This is a genomic window from Stenotrophomonas sp. YJH_SMC_36, from assembly GCF_059369935.1.
Map to the genome: position 1 here is coordinate 306,716 of NZ_JCAFTD010000002.1, position 16,827 is coordinate 323,542.

The window sequence follows — 16,827 nt, forward strand, 5'->3', positions numbered from 1 at the left end:
GACCGGCGGCGACGGGGTTCCGTATCAGTGATGAATGGTGGGCTCGCCGTGCTGCACCAGCTGGCCACCGCCGTTGCGGGTGACGAACTTGCGCAGGGCAACGTAGAACACCGGGGTCAGGAATAGGCCGAACAGGGTGACGCCCAGCATGCCGGCGAACACCGTGATACCGGTCACCGAGCGCACCTCGGCACCCGCACCGTGCGAAAGCACCAGCGGCACGGTGCCGGCGATGAACGCGATGGAGGTCATCACGATCGGGCGCAGGCGCAGGCGGCAGGCTTCCAGCGCGGCCTCGACGATGCCCTTGCCGCCCATCTCCAGCTCACGGGCGAACTCGACGATCAGGATCGCGTTCTTGCATGCCAGGCCCATCAACACCACCAGGCCCACCTGCACGAACACGTTGTTGTCGCCGCCGGTCAGCCATACGCCGAACAGAGCCGACAGCAGGGTCATCGGCACGATCAGGATCACCGCCAGCGGCAGCGACCAGCTCTCGTAGAGCGCGGCCAGCACGAGGAAGGCCAGCATGATCGCCACCGGGAACACGATGAACGCGGCCTTGCCCTGGGTGGCCTGCTGGTAGCTCAGGTCGGTCCATTCGGTGGCCATGCCGACCGGCAGCACCTGCCCGGCGATCTCGGTCAGCTTGTTCATCGCTTCCGCCGAGGACAGCAGGCGCGGGTCGGCCTCGCCGGCCAGGTCCGCTGCCGGGTAGCCGTTGAAACGCAGCACCGGGTCCGGGCCGAACGTCTGCTTGATGGTCACCATCGAACCGATCGGCACCATCTCGCCGCGGTCGTTGCGGGTGCGCAGCTTGGCGATGTCCTCGACGCTCTCACGGAACGGGCCGTCCGCCTGGGCGATCACCTGCCAGGTGCGGCCGAACTGGTTGAAGTCGTTGACGTACGCCGAACCCAGGTAGGTCTGCAGCGTGTCGAACAGCTCTGTCAGCTGCACGCCCTGCGCCTTCGCTTTCACACGGTCCACTTCCGCATCCAGCTGCGGCACGTTGGCCTGGTAGCTGCTGATCGGGAAGGCCATGCCCGGGGTCTGTGCAACGGTCCCCTGCATCGCCTGCACGGCATTCTGCAGCGCGCCGTAACCCAGGTTGCCGCGGTCCTCGATGAACATCTGGTAGCCATTGCCGTTGCCCAGGCCCAGGATCGGCGGCGGCATCATCGCGAACGCGAAGCCCTCCTGCAGGCCTGCGATCTTCTGGTTGATCTCGGCGTTGATCTCCGCCGCCGTCCGGCCATGACGCTCGTTGAACGGCTTGAGCGGAATGAACGCCACACCGGTGTTCGGGGTGTTGGTGAACTGCAGCGCGTTCAGGCCCGGGAACGAAATGGTATGCGCCACGCCGTCGGTTTCCTGGGCGATCTTGGCGACCTTGCGCAGCATTTCATCGGTACGTGCGATCGACGAACCTTCCGGCAGCTTCACGCCCGCGATCAGGTACAGCTTGTCCTGGGTCGGGATGAAGCCCGGCGGCACCAGCTTGAAGATCACACCGGTACCGACCAGCAGGATCGCGTAGACCACGAACACAGCGCCGCGGCGGCCAAGGATGCGCGCCACGCCGCGCTCGTACTTCTCCGAGCTGGACTTGAAGAAGCGGTTGAACGGGCGGAACACCCAGCCGAACAGGCGATCGATCAGACGGCTCGGGCCATCCTTCGGAGCGCCATGGGCCTTCAGCAGGCGGGCGGCCAGGGCCGGCGACAGGGTCAGCGAGTTGATCGCCGAGATCACCGTGGAAATGGCGATGGTGACAGCGAACTGCTTGTAGAACTGACCGGTGACGCCCGACAGGAACGCCATCGGCACGAACACCGCGCACAGCACCAGTGCGATCGCAACGATCGGGCCGGACACCTCACGCATGGCCTGGTGGGCGGCTGCGGTCGGCGACAGACCTTCTTCGATGTTGCGTTCAACGTTCTCCACCACCACGATCGCGTCGTCGACCACGATGCCGATCGCCAGCACCAGGCCGAACAGGCTCAGCGTGTTGATCGAGAAGCCCAGTACGTACAGCGCTGCGAAGGTACCGACCACCGACACCGGAACCGCGATCAGCGGAATGATCGACGCGCGCCAGGTCTGCAGGAACAGGATCACCACCAGCACCACCAGGGCGATCGCTTCAAGCAGGGTCGAGACCACCGCCTTGATCGAATCACGCACGAAGATGGTGGTGTCGTACACCGCTTCGTACTTCACGTCGGCGGGCATGGTCTTCTGCATCTCGTCCATCGTGGCGATGACCTTGTCGCGAATCTCCAGTGCATTCGCACCGGGCGACTGGAAGATGCCGATACCCACCGCATTCTTGCCGTCGAGCTGCGAGCGCAGGGTGTAGTCGCCAGCGCCCAGTTCCAGGCGGGCAACGTCGGACAGGCGCACGATCTCGCCGTCGACACCGCTCTTGAGCACGATGTCGCCGAACTCCTGCTCGCTGCGCAGGCGGCCCTGGGCATTGATCAGGGTCAGGAACTGGCTGTTCGGCAGCGGCTCGGCGCCGAGCTGACCCGCAGAGACCTGCACGTTCTGCTCACGCATGGCACGCACCACGTCGCTGGCCGTCAGGCCGCGCGAAGCAACCTTGTCCGGGTCCAGCCATGCGCGCATGGCGTAGTCACCACCACCGAAGATCTGCGCGTCGCCCACGCCGGGAATGCGTGCCAGCGCGTCCTTGACGTGCAGGCGGGCGTAGTTGCGCAGGTACAGGGTGTCGTACTTGCCATTGGGCGACGTCAGATGCACGACCATCAGGAAGGTGGGCGACTGCTTCTGCGTGGTCACGCCCTGCCGGCGTACGTCCTCGGGCAGGCGTGCCTGCGCCTGCGCCACACGGTTCTGCACCTTCACCGCCGCCGCGTCCGGATCAGTGCCCGGGCGGAAGGTGACGGTCATCTGCAGCACGCCGTCGGAACCGGCGACCGACTTGAGGTACATCATGCCCTCGACGCCGTTGATCGCCTCTTCAAGCGGCGTGGCGACGGTTTCGGCGATGACCTTGGGATTGGCGCCCGGATAGACCGTGCGCACGACCACCGACGGCGGCACCACTTCCGGGTACTCGCTGATCGGCAGGATCGGAATCGTGATCAGGCCTGCGGCGAAGATCACGATCGACAGTACCGCCGCGAAGATCGGCCTGTCGATGAAGAAACGGGAAAAGTCCATGGAGGAATTCCTGGGAAATGCCGCCGGCGGGCAACAGCCACCCTGCCCCTCGCCGATATGACGAAGGCAGGGAAGGCCGCCGCTGGCGCCGGCAGCTAAGCGGAAACTCGGATCAGGAGACGGCGGATCAGCGGTTCAGCGCAGCAGTGGCATCACGGCCTGGTGCGGCGGCCGCAGCCGGCTGCATCGCCACCGCCTTGGCCTGCACCGGCATGCCCGGCATGAAGACCTTCTGCACGCCATCGATGATGACCTTGTCGCCTGCGGACAGGCCCTGCTCGACGATGCGCAGGCCTTCCGCCGTGCGGCCAAGGCGGATGTCGCGGCGCTGGGCCTTGCCATCCTTGTCGACCACGTACACGTACTTGCGGTCCTGGTCGGTCAGCACAGCCTTGTCGTCGATCAGCATCGCCTGGAACTGGCCACTGCCCAGCAGCTGCACACGGGCGAACAGCCCCGGGGTGAACTGCCGGTCGGCATTGTCCAGCAGCGCACGCACGCGGATGGTGCCGGTGCTGCGTGCGACCTGGTTGTCGAGGAAGTCGACCTTGCCCGAGTGCGGGTAGCCTTCTTCACCCGACAGGCCAACCTTCACCGGCAGGTCGCTGTCGCGCTCGCTCGGGCGCTCGCCCTTGCGTGCCATCTGCGCGTAACGCAGGAAAGTGCTTTCGTCGGCATCGAAGTAGACGAACACGGTGTCCAGCGAGACCACCGTGGTCAGCACGCTGGCGCTGTCGCCGGCGGTGACCAGGTTGCCCGCGGTGACCATCGCGCGACCGGCACGGCCGTCGATCGGCGCACGCACCTTGGTGAACTCCAGGTTGAGCCGGGCAGCATCCAGTGCCGCCTGCGCGGCCTGCACGGCTGCGCCGGACTGGTCTGCCGCAGCGCGACGCTGCTCGGCGGTCTCGGTGGAGATCGCCTGCTGCTCGGCCAAGCGCTTGGCCCGCTCCGATTCACTGCGGGCCAGGGTTGCCTGGGTGCGGGCGCGGGCCAGTTCAGCGGCGGCGCGATCGTACTCGGCCTGGTAGCTGCGCGCGTCGATGGTGAAGAGCACATCGCCCTTCTTCACTTCCTGGCCTTCGACGTAGTTGACCTTGTCGATGTAGCCGGACACGCGTGGACGCAGTTCAACGCTCTGCACCGCCTCGATGCGGCCGCTGAACTCGTCCCATTGGCTGATCTGCTTGACCAGCACCGGGGCTGCGCTGACCTGCGGCGGGGGCGGTGCACCGGCTTCTTCGGCATGGCCGCCACTGCAGGCAGCGAGCACCGCCGCGGCGAGGATCGACACGCCGACCATCGCAATGCGATGGCCGAAACGATGTGGGGTGGTTTTGGGGGAAGTCATGGCATGCATCCGTACGGAGGGGTGGTACAGCTAATGAGAATGGCTATCAGAAAGTGCGGCGTATGCTGCAACCTCAACCAAGGTCAAGGTCAAGCGACACCGACGGCGTCGCGCCACGGTGGTGGAACTTCCAGTCGCAGCAGGCCCCGCGGCAGTTCCGCATCGCTGCTGTCGCAGCGAACGATGGCGCGGTTGTCGCGGCAGCCATCAAGCAGCGACACCACGCGCCGGCCGACCAGCAGCGAGCTCGGCCACTCGATGCAGGCGTTGGCGGCGTTGGCCGGCGTACACACCGGGCTGCACACCTCCAGCATCTGCGCACGGACACCGACCGCCTGTGCTTCTTGGTGCACCACCTGCGCGTACATGCGCAGGGCGGCGGTGGTGATCGAGGTCTCGCCGTAGCCGGCCCAGGGCTTGAGACCGGCAGGGCTGCCGATCATCACGTAGCGCCGCGCATGCACGTTGTCACGCAGCAGCGGCAGCAGGTGGCGTACCGCATGCACATGGGGCATCAGGTCGGCCTGCAGTGCGCCGAGCAGTTCGTCGCCCTTGCGGTCCATCACCCGGCCACGGTTGTAAGGACCGCCCATGGCCGCGATCACCGCCGCCAGCGGCCGCGGGCGCTGCGCGACGCGCTCGGCCAGGACCTGCGCCGAACCGTCGTCTGCCAGTGAGCCCAGCATGGTCTGCAGGCCGGGCTCATCGGCGAACTGCGCTTCCAGCGACGCCAGCCGTCCTGGATCGCGGCCGACCACCAGCACCGGGCTGCCGGCTTCCAGCAGCGCACCGACCACGCCCTGGCCGACCGCACCGGTTCCGCCGAGGACCAGGACTTCGGGCATCAGAATCCCATTCACGGGACATTTCCTCCCAAATCCGGGATAGTCCCGATTCGGCGCAGTCGATCGCTCTTCTGCGGCGCCAAGCGGATGGCACCGCCACGCTGCTGCCGCATGGGCGCGGTAAACTCACGGAAATCCTTGTGCACCAAGGAACTCGGGCGGATCTCAACGGTCATCGCCAGATCCAGGGCGTTCTGGCCGGCATGCCGGAAACGGGCAAGAATGTTGCGCAGGCTCATGGCGGGGGGACTCCATTTCACGAATGGCGCCACGATAGACCTCAAACCTTTACTTGATTAGTCCTGATTAAGGGGAATAATCATCCCGTTCCCGGTCCAATCGATCTGTCACGATTGTCCCACCCCCGACGTCCAGGACTCCCGACCATGTCCCACGATCTCAATGAAACGCTGATCTTCGTCAAAGTGGTCGAGCAGGGCAGCTTCATCGCAGCTGCCAAAGCGCTCGGCCTGCCCAAGACCACTGTCAGCCGCAAGGTGCAGGAGCTGGAGACGCGGCTGGGCGCGCGCCTGCTGCACCGGACCACGCGCCGTCTTGGCCTGACCGAGGCGGGCTCGATCTACCACGAGCACTGCCAGCGCATCGCGCGCGAGCTGGAAGAAGCCGAGAGCGCGGTCAGCCAGTTGCAGTCCGGCCCGCGCGGCTGGCTGCGTTTCACTGTGCCTTACTCCATCGGCATCACCTGGATCGCGCCGTTGCTGGGCCAGTTCCATGCGCAGTACCCGGAAATCCGCCTGGACATGCACATGGGCAACGAGAAGCTCGACCTGATCGCCGGTGAAGCCGATCTGGCCCTGCGCGTCGGCGCCCTGCCCGATTCCAACCTGGTCGCACGCAAGCTCGGCAGCCTGCGCACGCAGGTGTTCGCCAGCCCAGCCTACATCGAGCGCTACGGCGAACCACTGCACCCGGAAGAGCTTCAGTTCCATCGCATCCTGGCCATGCGCAAGCCCTACCACACTGGCAATTCACCGCGCTTTACCTGGCAGCTGGGCGAGAACGGAGGGGAACTGCGTGACTTCCCGGTGACGCCGCTGATGACGGCCAACGACATGTCCGCGCTCAACGGCGCGCTGGTGTGCGGTGAAGGCCTGCTGCTGACCGGCGATGTGATGGCCAAGCCGTTCGTCGAGTCAGGCATGGTCCGTCGCGTGCTTGCCGGGTGGACAGGTCCGGAGGTGGATTTCAACGCGGTCTTTGCCGGCGGCCGCCTGGTCTCGCCGAAGGTGCGCGCATTCGTCGACTTCCTGGTGGAGAAGCTCAACTTCGACGCCAATTACATGCTGGCGCAGTGCCCTGGCGCGAAGCTGGCGCGGCAGCAGCAGGAGCAGGAAGATGCCGCGCTTGAGATCAGCGGCAAGCGGATCCTGGAGAAGGTGGCCGCGCCGGCGGCGTGAAGCGGGGCCTGCCCGGCGTCATGCGGTGCGCTGTTCCAGCAGATGCTCGATCAGTGCCCGCAGCTTCGGCTCGGCCTGGCGCCGGCTGGGGTAATACAGGAAGAACCCTGCGAACCACGGGCAGTACGGCTCCAGCACGCTGACCAGTTCGCCACGCTGCAGCCACGGGCGCCATGTGTCCTCCATGCCGAAGGCCAGCCCGGCGCCCGCCAATGCCAGGCGGGTCATCGTGGCCATGTCATTGCTGGTGATCTCCGGCTGCACATCGACGCTGAACTCGCGTCCGCGCTCTTCGAATTCCCAGCGATAGGGCGCCTTGCGTGGTGCGGCGCGCCAGCCGATGCAACGGTGCCCGGGCAGCTCGCGCGGGTGCCTGGGCATGCCGTGCTGCTGCCCATACCGCGGAGTGCACACCACCACCTGCCGCTGCCGGCCGGACACCGGAATCGCCACCATGTCCTGGGCGATCACCTCGCCCAGACGCACGCCCGCGTCGAAACCCGCCTCGACGATGTCGAACTCCTCATCGGTCACCGTGATGTCCAGCTGCAGCTCCGGGTGCCGGGCGGCGAAGCTGGCCAGCAGGGGACCGGCCAGGAAATGCTCGGCAATGGAGGACACGGCCAGGCGCAGCTGGCCCTTGAGGGTGCTGCCGCGACGTAGCGTGGACTCCACGGCGCTGCCCAGCTCAGCCAGGGCGGGTCTGACCGCCGCAAGCAGCGCCTGGCCGGCATCGGTGAGGTTGACGCTGCGGGTGGTGCGCAGCACCAGAGCGACACCGAGCGACTGTTCCAACCGGGCGATGGTCTGGCTGACGGCCGATCGGGTCACGCCCAGTTGCTGGGCCGCCGCGGTGAAGCTGCTGCAGTCGGCTACCCGCTGGAACACCGCGAGGGCATTGAGATCGACGGACATTGGTTAGCGGATCTATACAAGGTAGTCAGCAGTCGCCATCTTATCGCGACGAAGCAGGCCGTCTACCGTGACTGCACCGGGCACGACCCGGCATTTCCCCCTAGCCCTTCCGGAGACCTGCCATGAGCCATTCCCGAACCATCCTGATCACCGGTGCCTCCAGCGGCATCGGCGCCGGCATCGCCCGCTCGCTGGCGCAGCCCGGCGCGCGCCTGGTGCTGGGCGCGCGCCGCCTCGAACGGTTGCAGGCACTGGCGGATGAACTGCGCCAGCACGGCGCCGACGTACGCGTGCATGCGCTGGACGTGACACAGCGCGCGCAGGTCGAAGCGTTCGCCGCTTCGGCCCTGGAGCAGTTCGGCGCCCTCGATGTGATCGTCAACAATGCCGGTGTGATGCCCCTGTCGCCGATGGCATCGCTGAAGGTGGACGAATGGGACCGGATGATCGACGTCAACATCCGCGGTGTACTGCACGGGATCGCGGCCGTGTTGCCGCATATGTGCGCACGCGGCCGCGGACAGATCATCAACATCGCCTCCATCGGCGCGCTGTCGGTCGTACCGACCGCTGCGGTCTACTGCGCGACCAAGCATGCGGTGCGCGCGATCTCGGAGGGCCTGCGCCAGGAGCACCGCGAGCTGCGGGTCACCTGCATCCACCCCGGCGTGGTGGAAAGCGAGCTTGCGGACAGCATCACCGACCCGGTCGCCGCCGAAATGATGGTCGGCTATCGCGCCATCGCCCTGCAGCCGGATGCGATCGGGCGCGCGGTGCGGTTCGCCATCGAGCAGCCCGACGACGTGGACGTGAACGAGATCGTGGTACGGCCGACGGCCGCAGCATGACCCGGCCGTCGTTCCTGCGCTAGGCGCCGCGCATCTCGCCCAACGAAAATGCCGCCTGCAAGGGCGGCATTCCCGTTCCGGCTGCGCCGGACCTGCACGCACGCGCCGCGCGTTACTGCTGCAGCGGAATCACGCGGATTTCAACACGGCGGTTCTTGGCACGGCCGGCATCGGTGCTGTTGTCGGCAATCGGGTACGCCTTGCCGGCGCCCAGCGTTTCGATACGCACGCTCTGCACGCCCTGCCCGATCAGGTACTGGGCGACCGAATCGGCGCGCTCCTTGGACAGGCGGTTGTTGACCGCATCGCTGCCGATGCTGTCGGTATGGCCGACCACTTCGATCATGGTCTGGTTGTAATCACGCAGGGTGCCGGCCACGCCGTTGAGCGCGCCGTAGAACTGCGGCTTCAGTGCCGACTTGCCGAAATCGAAGGTGATGCCGTCGGGCAGGTTCAGCATGATGTTGTCGCCCTGGCGCTGCACATCGATGCCGGTGTTGGCAGTGCGCTCACGCAGCGCGCGTTCCTGGCGATCCTGGTACTGGCCCACGGCCGCGCCACTGAGCGCGCCGATGCCTGCACCGATCAGCGCGTGCTGGCGGCGCTCGGTCGCACTGTCGCCGCTGAGCAGGCCGGCGGCCACGCCAATGGCGGTACCGATCAGCGCGTTGCGACCGGTCCGGTTCTGCTGCTCGGTCGGGTTGCCGTACTGATCGCTCTGCACGTAGGAACCGCCGGTGGCGCAGGCCGACAGGACGGCCGCGCTCATCAGGGCCAGTGCGACATTGCGGGTGGTGTTGCGGATCATGATGGTCTCCTTGGTTTCCGGTCGGGCCGGCGGCTTGCGGGCCGCACAGAGGATAAACAGCAGGACGCGATGCCGGGATGATGAACACGCCGCTAGACAGGCCCTTGTTCAGCTAGCTGTCTGGAACCCCGCGACGGCGCTTTACCCCGCTCCCGACTGGCGGTAGGCGGCGAGCGCTGCATCCCGGCCGGCGGCCAGATCCACAAGAGGGCTGCGCGGATACTCCGGCGCGTGCTCGGCCAGCCACTGCGGATGCTGCCACGGCGCGAAGCGCGCCTTCACCGGCAGCGCCGCCAGTTCCGGTACCCAGCGGGTGATGTAGCGCGCCTGAGGATCGAACTTTTCGGCCTGGGTGACCGGATTGAACACGCGGAAGTAAGGCGCTGCATCCGCACCGGTACCGGCCACCCACTGCCAGCCCATCGTGTTGTTGGCCAGGTCGGCATCGACCAGTGTGTCCCAGAACCAGCGTGCGCCATGCAGCCAGTGCGCGCGCAGGTGCTTGCACAGGTAGCTGGCGACGATCATCCGCACCCGGTTGTGCATGTACCCGGTATGCCACAGCTCGCGCAGGCCGGCATCCACGATCGGTACGCCGGTGTTGCCGCGCTGCCAGTCCTGCAGCTGGCCGGCGCTGGGCGTGGCCCACGGAAAGCGGTCGAAGCGCGGGTTGAGGTTGCCGGTGGGGGTCTCTGGAAAGTGATGCAGCAGGTGGTAGGCGAAGTCACGCCAGCCCAGTTGCCGCAGGTAGCCGTCGATGTCGGCGTCGGTACCGGCGCTGCGCAGCCCTTCCAGCGCATGGGCGATGCGCCAGGGCGCGATCTCGCCGAAGTGCAGGTGCGGTGACAGCCGCGAGGTGCCGACCCGGTCCGGCAGGTCGCGCTGCGCGCGATAGCCTCGCAGCGCGCCGTCCTCGAACACCGAAAGCGCCTCCAGCGCGCCGGCCTCTCCCGGCTGCCAGTGCTCCCAGAAGCCCTCGTCCCAGCCGAGCGCCGGTGCCAGCCCGAGCGCCTGCAGCGACTCGCCTTCGACGGCATGCGTTGCCAGTGCCGAGGGCGCCGCCTGCAGCCCGGGCAGGCGCCAGTGACTGAGCACGTTGCGCCAGTAGGGGGTGAACACCTTGTACGGCTGCCCCTGCTGGGTGGCGATATCCCACGGCTCGAACAGCAGACTGCCGTTGCAGCTCTGCGCATCGATGCCCTGCTCGCGCAGCGTGCGCTTGATGGAGGCATCACGTGGCTGGGTGGCGGGCTCGTACTTGCGGTTCCAGTACACCGCCGTGGCACCGGTCCGTGCGATCAGTGCCTGCAGCACCGGCAGGCTGTCGCCGATCTGCAGCACCAGGGAAGAACCGCGGCCACGCAGATCCGCATCCAGCGCGGCAAGCGAGCGATGACGCCACGCGTTGGATGCCGCTCCCGGCGCCCACTCGCCTTCTTCGTGCGGCGCGTGGATGTAAACAGGGACCACATCGTGCCCCGCATCCAGTGCGGCCTGCAGGGCCGGATTGTCCTGCAGCCGCAGGTCGCGACGGAACCAGACCAACGCTACCGACACGTGCACCGCCTTTGCTGTGGAAGGCGGCCATGATAGCCAGCACAGGTGAAGACCGCGCAGGGGTGCAACGCCGTCCGCAGCCGGACTACTTCCCGGCGTCGAAACGCTGCATGGCTTCGCGGATCAGCGTACGCGCCTCGGCCGCGTTGCCCCAGCCCTGCAGCTGCACCGGGTTGCGTCCAGCTGGCAGATCCTTGTACACGCGGAAGAACGCCTCGATGCGCTGCCGCTCGATCTCCGGCAGATCGGCCAGATCGCGGACGCCTGCATAGCTCGGATCAACCTTGTCGGTCGGCACGCCGATGACCTTCTCGTCATGTTCGCCGCCATCGATCATCTTCAGATAGCCGATCGGGCGGAAGCGGATGATCACGCCGGGGTGCAGGGGTTCACGGGTCAGCACCAGCGCGTCCAACGGATCGTTGTCGCCCGCCAGCGTGCGCGGCATCGAACCATAGTTGGCCGGATAGGCCACCGGCATCGACTGGAAGCGGTCGACGTGGACCAGCCCGTCGTCCTTGATCTCATACTTGGTGAAGCTGCCAGCGGGAATTTCCACGGCCAGGTTCACCTCCTGCGGTGCCTGCTGCGGCTGGGCCGCCAGGAACGGATGCAGCACCGCATCAGCGGCGGCCACCGCACCGGCCAGCAACAGCAGAGCGGCACCGATGGCAGCAAGAGGAACGATGCGTCGGGGCATGGTCATCGGCGTCTCCTTATTCCCAGCAACGGTCGGCGCGACCCTTGGCAGTCTGCGCGCGCGGGCAGTCGCGTGGCGTGATGCGGCCTTCGGTCAGCTCCGTGCGCTGCTTGCCCCCGCTGGCGTCGCGGTGCAGCTCGAAAGCATCGTACAGCTGCCCGGTCACCGTGCGCGCCTCATAGCGCAGGCGCTGCGGATCGATGCGCAGCACCTGGAACAGCTGGGTGTCCTCGGCCACCGGGGCCATCGTCCTTCGGGCTTCATCGGAAAGACGGTACTGCTTCGGTCCCGCCACGGTCACCACGTACTGCGGTGTGGCGGACTGTCCTTCGCCACGGCGGCCATAGGTGTGGTCGTGCCCCTGCAGCACCAGATCCACCTGGTGACGACGCACCACCGGCAGCAGCACGTCACGCAATGCGGCGTTCTCGCGGCCTTCGCGCGGCGAGTAGAAGGGCTGGTGCAGCATTACGATGGTCCACGGCTGCGGATTGCCGGACAGCACCTTGTCCAGCCAGTGTGCCTGGGCCTGGGCGGTGCCGAGATCGAGTGCCGAGGTTCCATCAAGCACCGCCACGCGCACGCCCTGCGCATCGAACCAGTAGCTGGTCTGCTGCGCGGCAGCGGCGCCATTGCCCGGCAGTGCGAAGGTCACCGGCCAGTGCCGGCCCAGCACACGGCGTTCCTGCGGAGTGTCCTCGAACTCCTCGAAATACTCGTGATTGCCGATGGCAGGCGCCACCAGTGTTTCCTGCGCCAGCCAGCCGGTGGCGGCGAACCATTCGCCCCATTCACTGTCGTCCACACCGTCGCCGCCGCTGACCAGGTCACCTGCGAACAGGCTCAGGCGAGCGTCCGGTGCCGCCTTCTGCGCGGCCCGGACCACGCGGCTGACGTGACTGAGATTCTTGTTCTGGGTATCGCCGAAGTACAGCAGCGTCAGCGGCTGCCCGGCGGTGGCCAGCGTGTGCAGCTGGTTCCATGCACTCCAGCCTGCCCTGCCCTGCACACGGTAGATGTATGCGGTATCCGGCTGCAGGCCATCGATGTCAACGCGGTGATGGTGCGACAGGCCGTTCTCGGTCTGCAGCGCCCGCGTGGTCGCGCGCAGCGCGCGAATGCCTTCGATGGCCGGCGAATCGCCGGCACGCGCGATCTCCAGCAGTGGCGCCTGTACGCTGCCATCCGTGCGCCAGGCCACGGCGAATCCGTGGCTGGGGTCGGCCGAGGGCGAGGCAACGATACGATCCGGCAGTGGCGATGCCGCATAGTGGCGGCTGCCCGCAGGCACCTGCGTGTTGGGTTCGACCGCCGCGGTGACCAGCAGAGGCAGGGCCAGCAGCAGGCTGGCGACGAACGCGCGCGTGCTGTGCCGCCTCATGCGCCACACTCCAGCGGCAGCGCCAGCTGCCTGGCAATGCTTTCCCAGTCAAAGGCGACCACGCCCTGATCGTCATGCACCGCATACAGCGCACCGTGCGGGAAACGCGTGCTGGGCTGCTGCATCAGCCAGATGCCATCGGTGTTGGCCACGGTATTGCCCTGGAAGGCACCGACCGGCTTCAGCGTGTGCCGATCGAACAGATGGAACACGCTGCGCTGCTTGCCCTGCTCGGTGGTGATCCACCAGCCGTCCTTGCCGCAGGTCCGCAGGGTCACCCCTTCGGCCTGCGCCTTGAACACGTCACGGCCGAAGGTGGTGCCGGTGAAGCGGCCTGCCAGCGTATAGACCTTGAACTCGCTGGCGTAGCTCTCATCCTCTTCGGCAATCAGCAGACGGTCGTTGTCCGGATCGCCCCAGATCGATTCGACCACGCGCAGCGCACCGGCCTCACTGGTGTCGCCGATGTCGGCGATGCGCTTCGCGTCGATCTTCGCGCCGTCGCGGGAAACGTGGTACTGGCGCACGCGCTTGTCCAGTTCCGCCAGCGGCGGCAGGATGTCGCGGCCCTGTGCGTCCTCGCCGTTGTCCCAGGAGTCCGTGACGTAGACGCTGTAGCCGTCCGCCCTGCGATCGACCCACAGCCCATAGGGCTTGCGCAGATCTTCGGCAGCGAACGTCGCCAGTGGTATGAAGTCCGGCAGGGACAGGACCTGGACCCGGTGATTGTCGCGTTCCACGATCCACAGCAGGTCGTCGGTCACGGCGATGCCATTGGGGCGATCGAACTGTCCCAGGCCGGTACCGGTGGCACCGACGTTGCGCAGGTGACGGCCGGTGCTGCCGTCATACACCACCAGTTTGTCGGTGGCCTTGGCGGTGGCGATCAGCCAGATCTGCCCGTCCGGCGTGCGCCAGGTTGCGGGCGAATCGATGTTGTCGGCGGGCGTGAGTGGCGAGACGAACGCCTCGGCAACGGTGGCCACCGTGCGCGCCGGAGGCGTCGGCGACGCCGCATGTGCTGCCGGCGCACGGTCGGCCGCTGGCGTGCAGCCCACGACCAGCGCGGTTGCGATCGCTGCCACGAGCCCCGGAATGTGCCGCCCCATCACAGCGCCACCTTCAGGCCCAGCGCGTAGGTGCGGCCATATTCTTCCATCTGCAGCGTGCGCGAGCGCGTGCCCTGGTACAGCTCCAACGGCTTGTCCAGCAGGTTCTGCGCCTCGAAGTACAGGCTGACGCGCGGGCTGAACCGATAATCCAGCGAGAAGTCGAGCTGCGTGTTGGGTGCCACGTAGATGTCGAATGCACGGCCCTTGCCGATGCTGTCCAGATATTCGCTGCGGTACACCGCAGCCAGGCGGGTGCTCAGGCCATATTTCTCGTAGCCGACATGCGCGCTGTACACGTGCTTGGAGGCACGCGGCAGCGTGAAGTCCTCGCCGGCACGGTCCGCGATGCCGGCATCGAATTCGGTATCCAGCCAGGTGCCGCTGGCCCCGACCAGAAGACCGTCAAAGCCTGCCGGCAGGAAGGCCAGCTGCTGCTGCCAGTTGAACTCGGCGCCGCGTACCGTGGCCTTGCGGCCATTGATCGGCTGCGTCACGTCGAAGCCGTCGTAGTCCGGATCGTTGGTACGCACGGTTTCCACGATATAGCCGTCGATGGACTTGTGGAACAGGCCAAGCGAAACGATGCCGGTGCTGCCGATGTACTTTTCCACCGACAGGTCGATGTTCTTCGACTCGTACGGATCCAGCTCGGGATTGCCCAGCCGCACTTCCTCGTCGCCGCGGCTGTAGCCCACACGGGGCGAAACGTCGCCGAAGGACGGGCGCGAGACGGTCTTGTTGGCCGAGGCGCGCAGCACCCAGTCATCGGCTGCGTCGTAGCGCAGATGCAGGCCCGGCAGCACATTGGTGTAGCTGTTGTTGGCCACGCGCGGGGTGACGGTGAAGCTGCGCCCGTTGGCCGCCACCTCGACCTGGTTGCCCACCGCCTTGAAACGGGTATTCTCCACGCGTGCGCCGCCGATGATGCGCAGCGCGCCGATATCCCAGGTCCCCATCGCATAGCTGGCGAAGATGTCTTCGCTGGCCACATAGTCCTCTTCCAGCGATGCCAGGGCATTGGCGCCGGCATCCTGCGGCCGGGCGCTGTACTGGCTGCCATTGGCCGCCCAGTACGCCCGCATCGCCGCCGAATCCATGCCATCGCCCAGGTTGCCATGGCGATGCTCGGGGGCCGACGTGGTCCAGCTCGACAGTGCCACCTTCGGGCCCACCCGCAGCTCACGCTCGTCGGTATTGACATCGCGGTCGCGCCAGCGGCCCAGCAGGCCGAACTTCAGGCTGCTGCTGTCGCCGTCGAAGCGTACGTTGACCTGCGCGCTGTGCTCCTTGTCGTTGACCTGCTTGGGCGAAAGCACGATGCGGTCGAAGGCGTAGTTGCCGTTGTCCAGCCACTGCGGGTTGTCGAAACTGTAGGTCGGCAGCCGGCTGCGCTGGTCCAGGGTGCCGTTGAAGTCATCACCATCCAGTGTGAACCGCGCCTCCATCTCGTCGTTCACCCGCTCCTCGGTGCGGGTGTAGCCGATACGGTAATCGACCACCGCGCGGGTCAGCCGGTTCTCGCCACCGAGGCTTGCTGCGAAGGTGTTCTCCTTCTTGGTGCGGTAACGCATGCGCTTGTCGATCGCATCGCCCGGCATGTCATCCAGCCGGTACTGGTCGGTGCCGGTGCGCACCATGTCGGCATCGTCGAAATTGAAGATCACCCGCTGGCGGGTCTCGGCATCGTCGAACTGGCTGTACAACGTGCGCAGGTAGTACTTGCTGTCTTCATTCGGGCGCCAGTCCAGGTTGAGGTTGGCGCCGATGCGCTTGCGCTCGATCTCGTACTTGCGGTGCTGCAGGTTGATCGCGGTGACATCCCCCGGTGCAGCATCATCCTCGCCGTCGTACTCCACTTCGGTGTTGTCCGATTCAAACCTGCGCTTCTGGTAGTTCACGCCCAGCGCGATGCCGAACGTATCGGCGAACACTTCGCTGTAGTTGAAGGCGGCCTTCGGGCTGGTTTCGCCCGAGAGCTGCTGGTGGCTGCCCTCGATCTTGGCACGCAGGCTGCGCCCGTCGCGATCGAATGCCGAGGCCGATTCGACCAGGACCGCACCGCCGATCGCGTCGCCGGGCATGTCCGGCGTTGGCGACTTGACCACGCGCAGCCGCTCGGTGGAGTCGGAGGGAATGACATCCAGCGGTGCAGCGCGGCTGGAGTCCTCCGGCGTACCCACGGCGATTCCATCGACGCTGACGCTGTTGAGGTTGGCGTCCAGGCCCCGGATGACCACGAAACGGCCTTCGCCCTGGTCGCGGGTGACACTGATGCCCGGTAGACGCTGCAGCGATTCGGCCACGTTCTTGTCCGGATACTGGCCAAGGGCGTCGGAAGACACGGCGTCTTCGATCGCGTCGCTGCTGCGCTTCAGATCGACCGCGCGGATCTGCGATTCGAGCTGCGCACGCACCTCGACGCGGTCCAGGTCGATCGCATCGACCGCCGCTGCCCCCGTGGCGGCGACCGTCTGCTGCGCGGCGGCCTGCAGCGGAGCGCTGGCCCCCATCGCCAGGGTCAGCGTGATGGCAACGGCCAACGGAGTCTTGATATGCACTGGGAATCCCCATTCCTGTTAAGAATGGGTCTGGACGGTATGTCCGCAAGGTTGCATGGCCATGACAGACGCCCTCGATCCGCGCCCTCTGGCTGCGCTCCGTTTGGGGTTCCGTACCCCGATCCGGCAGAATGATCGC

Annotated in this window: 13 protein-coding genes; 2 read left to right on the forward strand and 11 right to left on the reverse strand. The window is 66.6% G+C overall.

What is annotated here, in order from left to right; all coding sequences use genetic code 11:
- Positions 1–24: 24 nt before the first annotated feature.
- From AC5P76_RS04575 to AC5P76_RS04590, 4 genes are all read right to left on the reverse strand, one after another.
- On the reverse strand, positions 25–3,195 hold the full coding sequence (locus tag AC5P76_RS04575) for an efflux RND transporter permease subunit (protein WP_053517457.1): 3,171 nt from the start codon (positions 3,193–3,195) through the stop codon (positions 25–27).
- 127 nt (positions 3,196–3,322) lie between these two features.
- Positions 3,323–4,546, reverse strand: coding sequence for an efflux RND transporter periplasmic adaptor subunit (locus AC5P76_RS04580; protein ID WP_053517456.1), 1,224 nt, complete (start codon positions 4,544–4,546; stop codon positions 3,323–3,325).
- 89 nt (positions 4,547–4,635) lie between these two features.
- The gene (locus AC5P76_RS04585) at positions 4,636–5,406 is read right to left on the reverse strand and encodes an SDR family NAD(P)-dependent oxidoreductase (RefSeq protein ID WP_053517454.1); all 771 of its coding nucleotides are present in this window, start codon (positions 5,404–5,406) and stop codon (positions 4,636–4,638) included.
- Positions 5,403–5,630: a hypothetical protein gene (locus tag AC5P76_RS04590; protein ID WP_053517540.1), complete on the reverse strand. Its 228-nt coding sequence runs from the start codon at positions 5,628–5,630 to the stop codon at positions 5,403–5,405. Before AC5P76_RS04590 ends, AC5P76_RS04585 begins: the two co-directional genes overlap by 4 nt.
- 147 nt (positions 5,631–5,777) lie before the next feature.
- Between AC5P76_RS04590 and AC5P76_RS04595 the strand changes: the two genes are divergently transcribed.
- Complete coding sequence (locus AC5P76_RS04595; protein WP_065174970.1) at positions 5,778–6,809, forward strand: LysR family transcriptional regulator; 1,032 nt, start codon at positions 5,778–5,780, stop codon at positions 6,807–6,809.
- A gap of 18 nt (positions 6,810–6,827) precedes the next feature.
- Here AC5P76_RS04595 and AC5P76_RS04600 read toward each other — a convergent pair whose 3' ends face one another.
- Entirely contained in the window at positions 6,828–7,724 is an 897-nt protein-coding gene (locus tag AC5P76_RS04600; RefSeq protein ID WP_065174969.1) for a LysR family transcriptional regulator, read from the reverse strand.
- A gap of 122 nt (positions 7,725–7,846) precedes the next feature.
- Here AC5P76_RS04600 and AC5P76_RS04605 point away from each other — a divergent pair, with 122 nt between their 5' ends.
- Entirely contained in the window at positions 7,847–8,572 is a 726-nt protein-coding gene (locus tag AC5P76_RS04605; RefSeq protein ID WP_253118834.1) for an SDR family oxidoreductase, read from the forward strand.
- A 112-nt stretch (positions 8,573–8,684) separates the two neighbouring features.
- On the opposite strand, the gene AC5P76_RS04610 is transcribed toward AC5P76_RS04605, so the two are convergent.
- From AC5P76_RS04610 to AC5P76_RS04635, 6 genes are all read right to left on the reverse strand, one after another.
- Positions 8,685–9,380: a YiaD family glycine zipper/OmpA-like lipoprotein gene (locus AC5P76_RS04610; RefSeq protein WP_053517326.1), complete on the reverse strand. Its 696-nt coding sequence runs from the start codon at positions 9,378–9,380 to the stop codon at positions 8,685–8,687.
- Between the two features lie 141 nt (positions 9,381–9,521).
- A complete protein-coding gene (locus AC5P76_RS04615) occupies positions 9,522–10,937 on the reverse strand; it encodes a cryptochrome/photolyase family protein (RefSeq protein ID WP_053517325.1) in 1,416 nt (471 codons plus the stop codon).
- 85 nt (positions 10,938–11,022) lie between these two features.
- Positions 11,023–11,643 (reverse strand): inorganic diphosphatase, encoded by a 621-nt coding sequence (locus tag AC5P76_RS04620; RefSeq protein WP_065174967.1) that lies wholly within the window; start codon positions 11,641–11,643, stop codon positions 11,023–11,025.
- Between the two features lie 10 nt (positions 11,644–11,653).
- Complete coding sequence (locus tag AC5P76_RS04625; protein WP_253118835.1) at positions 11,654–13,018, reverse strand: purple acid phosphatase family protein; 1,365 nt, start codon at positions 13,016–13,018, stop codon at positions 11,654–11,656.
- On the reverse strand, positions 13,015–14,127 hold the full coding sequence (locus tag AC5P76_RS04630; protein ID WP_253118836.1) for an NHL repeat-containing protein: 1,113 nt from the start codon (positions 14,125–14,127) through the stop codon (positions 13,015–13,017). The genes AC5P76_RS04625 and AC5P76_RS04630 overlap by 4 nt, the downstream gene beginning before the upstream one ends.
- Entirely contained in the window at positions 14,127–16,640 is a 2,514-nt protein-coding gene (locus AC5P76_RS04635) for a TonB-dependent receptor (RefSeq protein WP_262918073.1), read from the reverse strand. Before AC5P76_RS04635 ends, AC5P76_RS04630 begins: the two co-directional genes overlap by 1 nt.
- Positions 16,641–16,827: the final 187 nt, after the last annotated feature.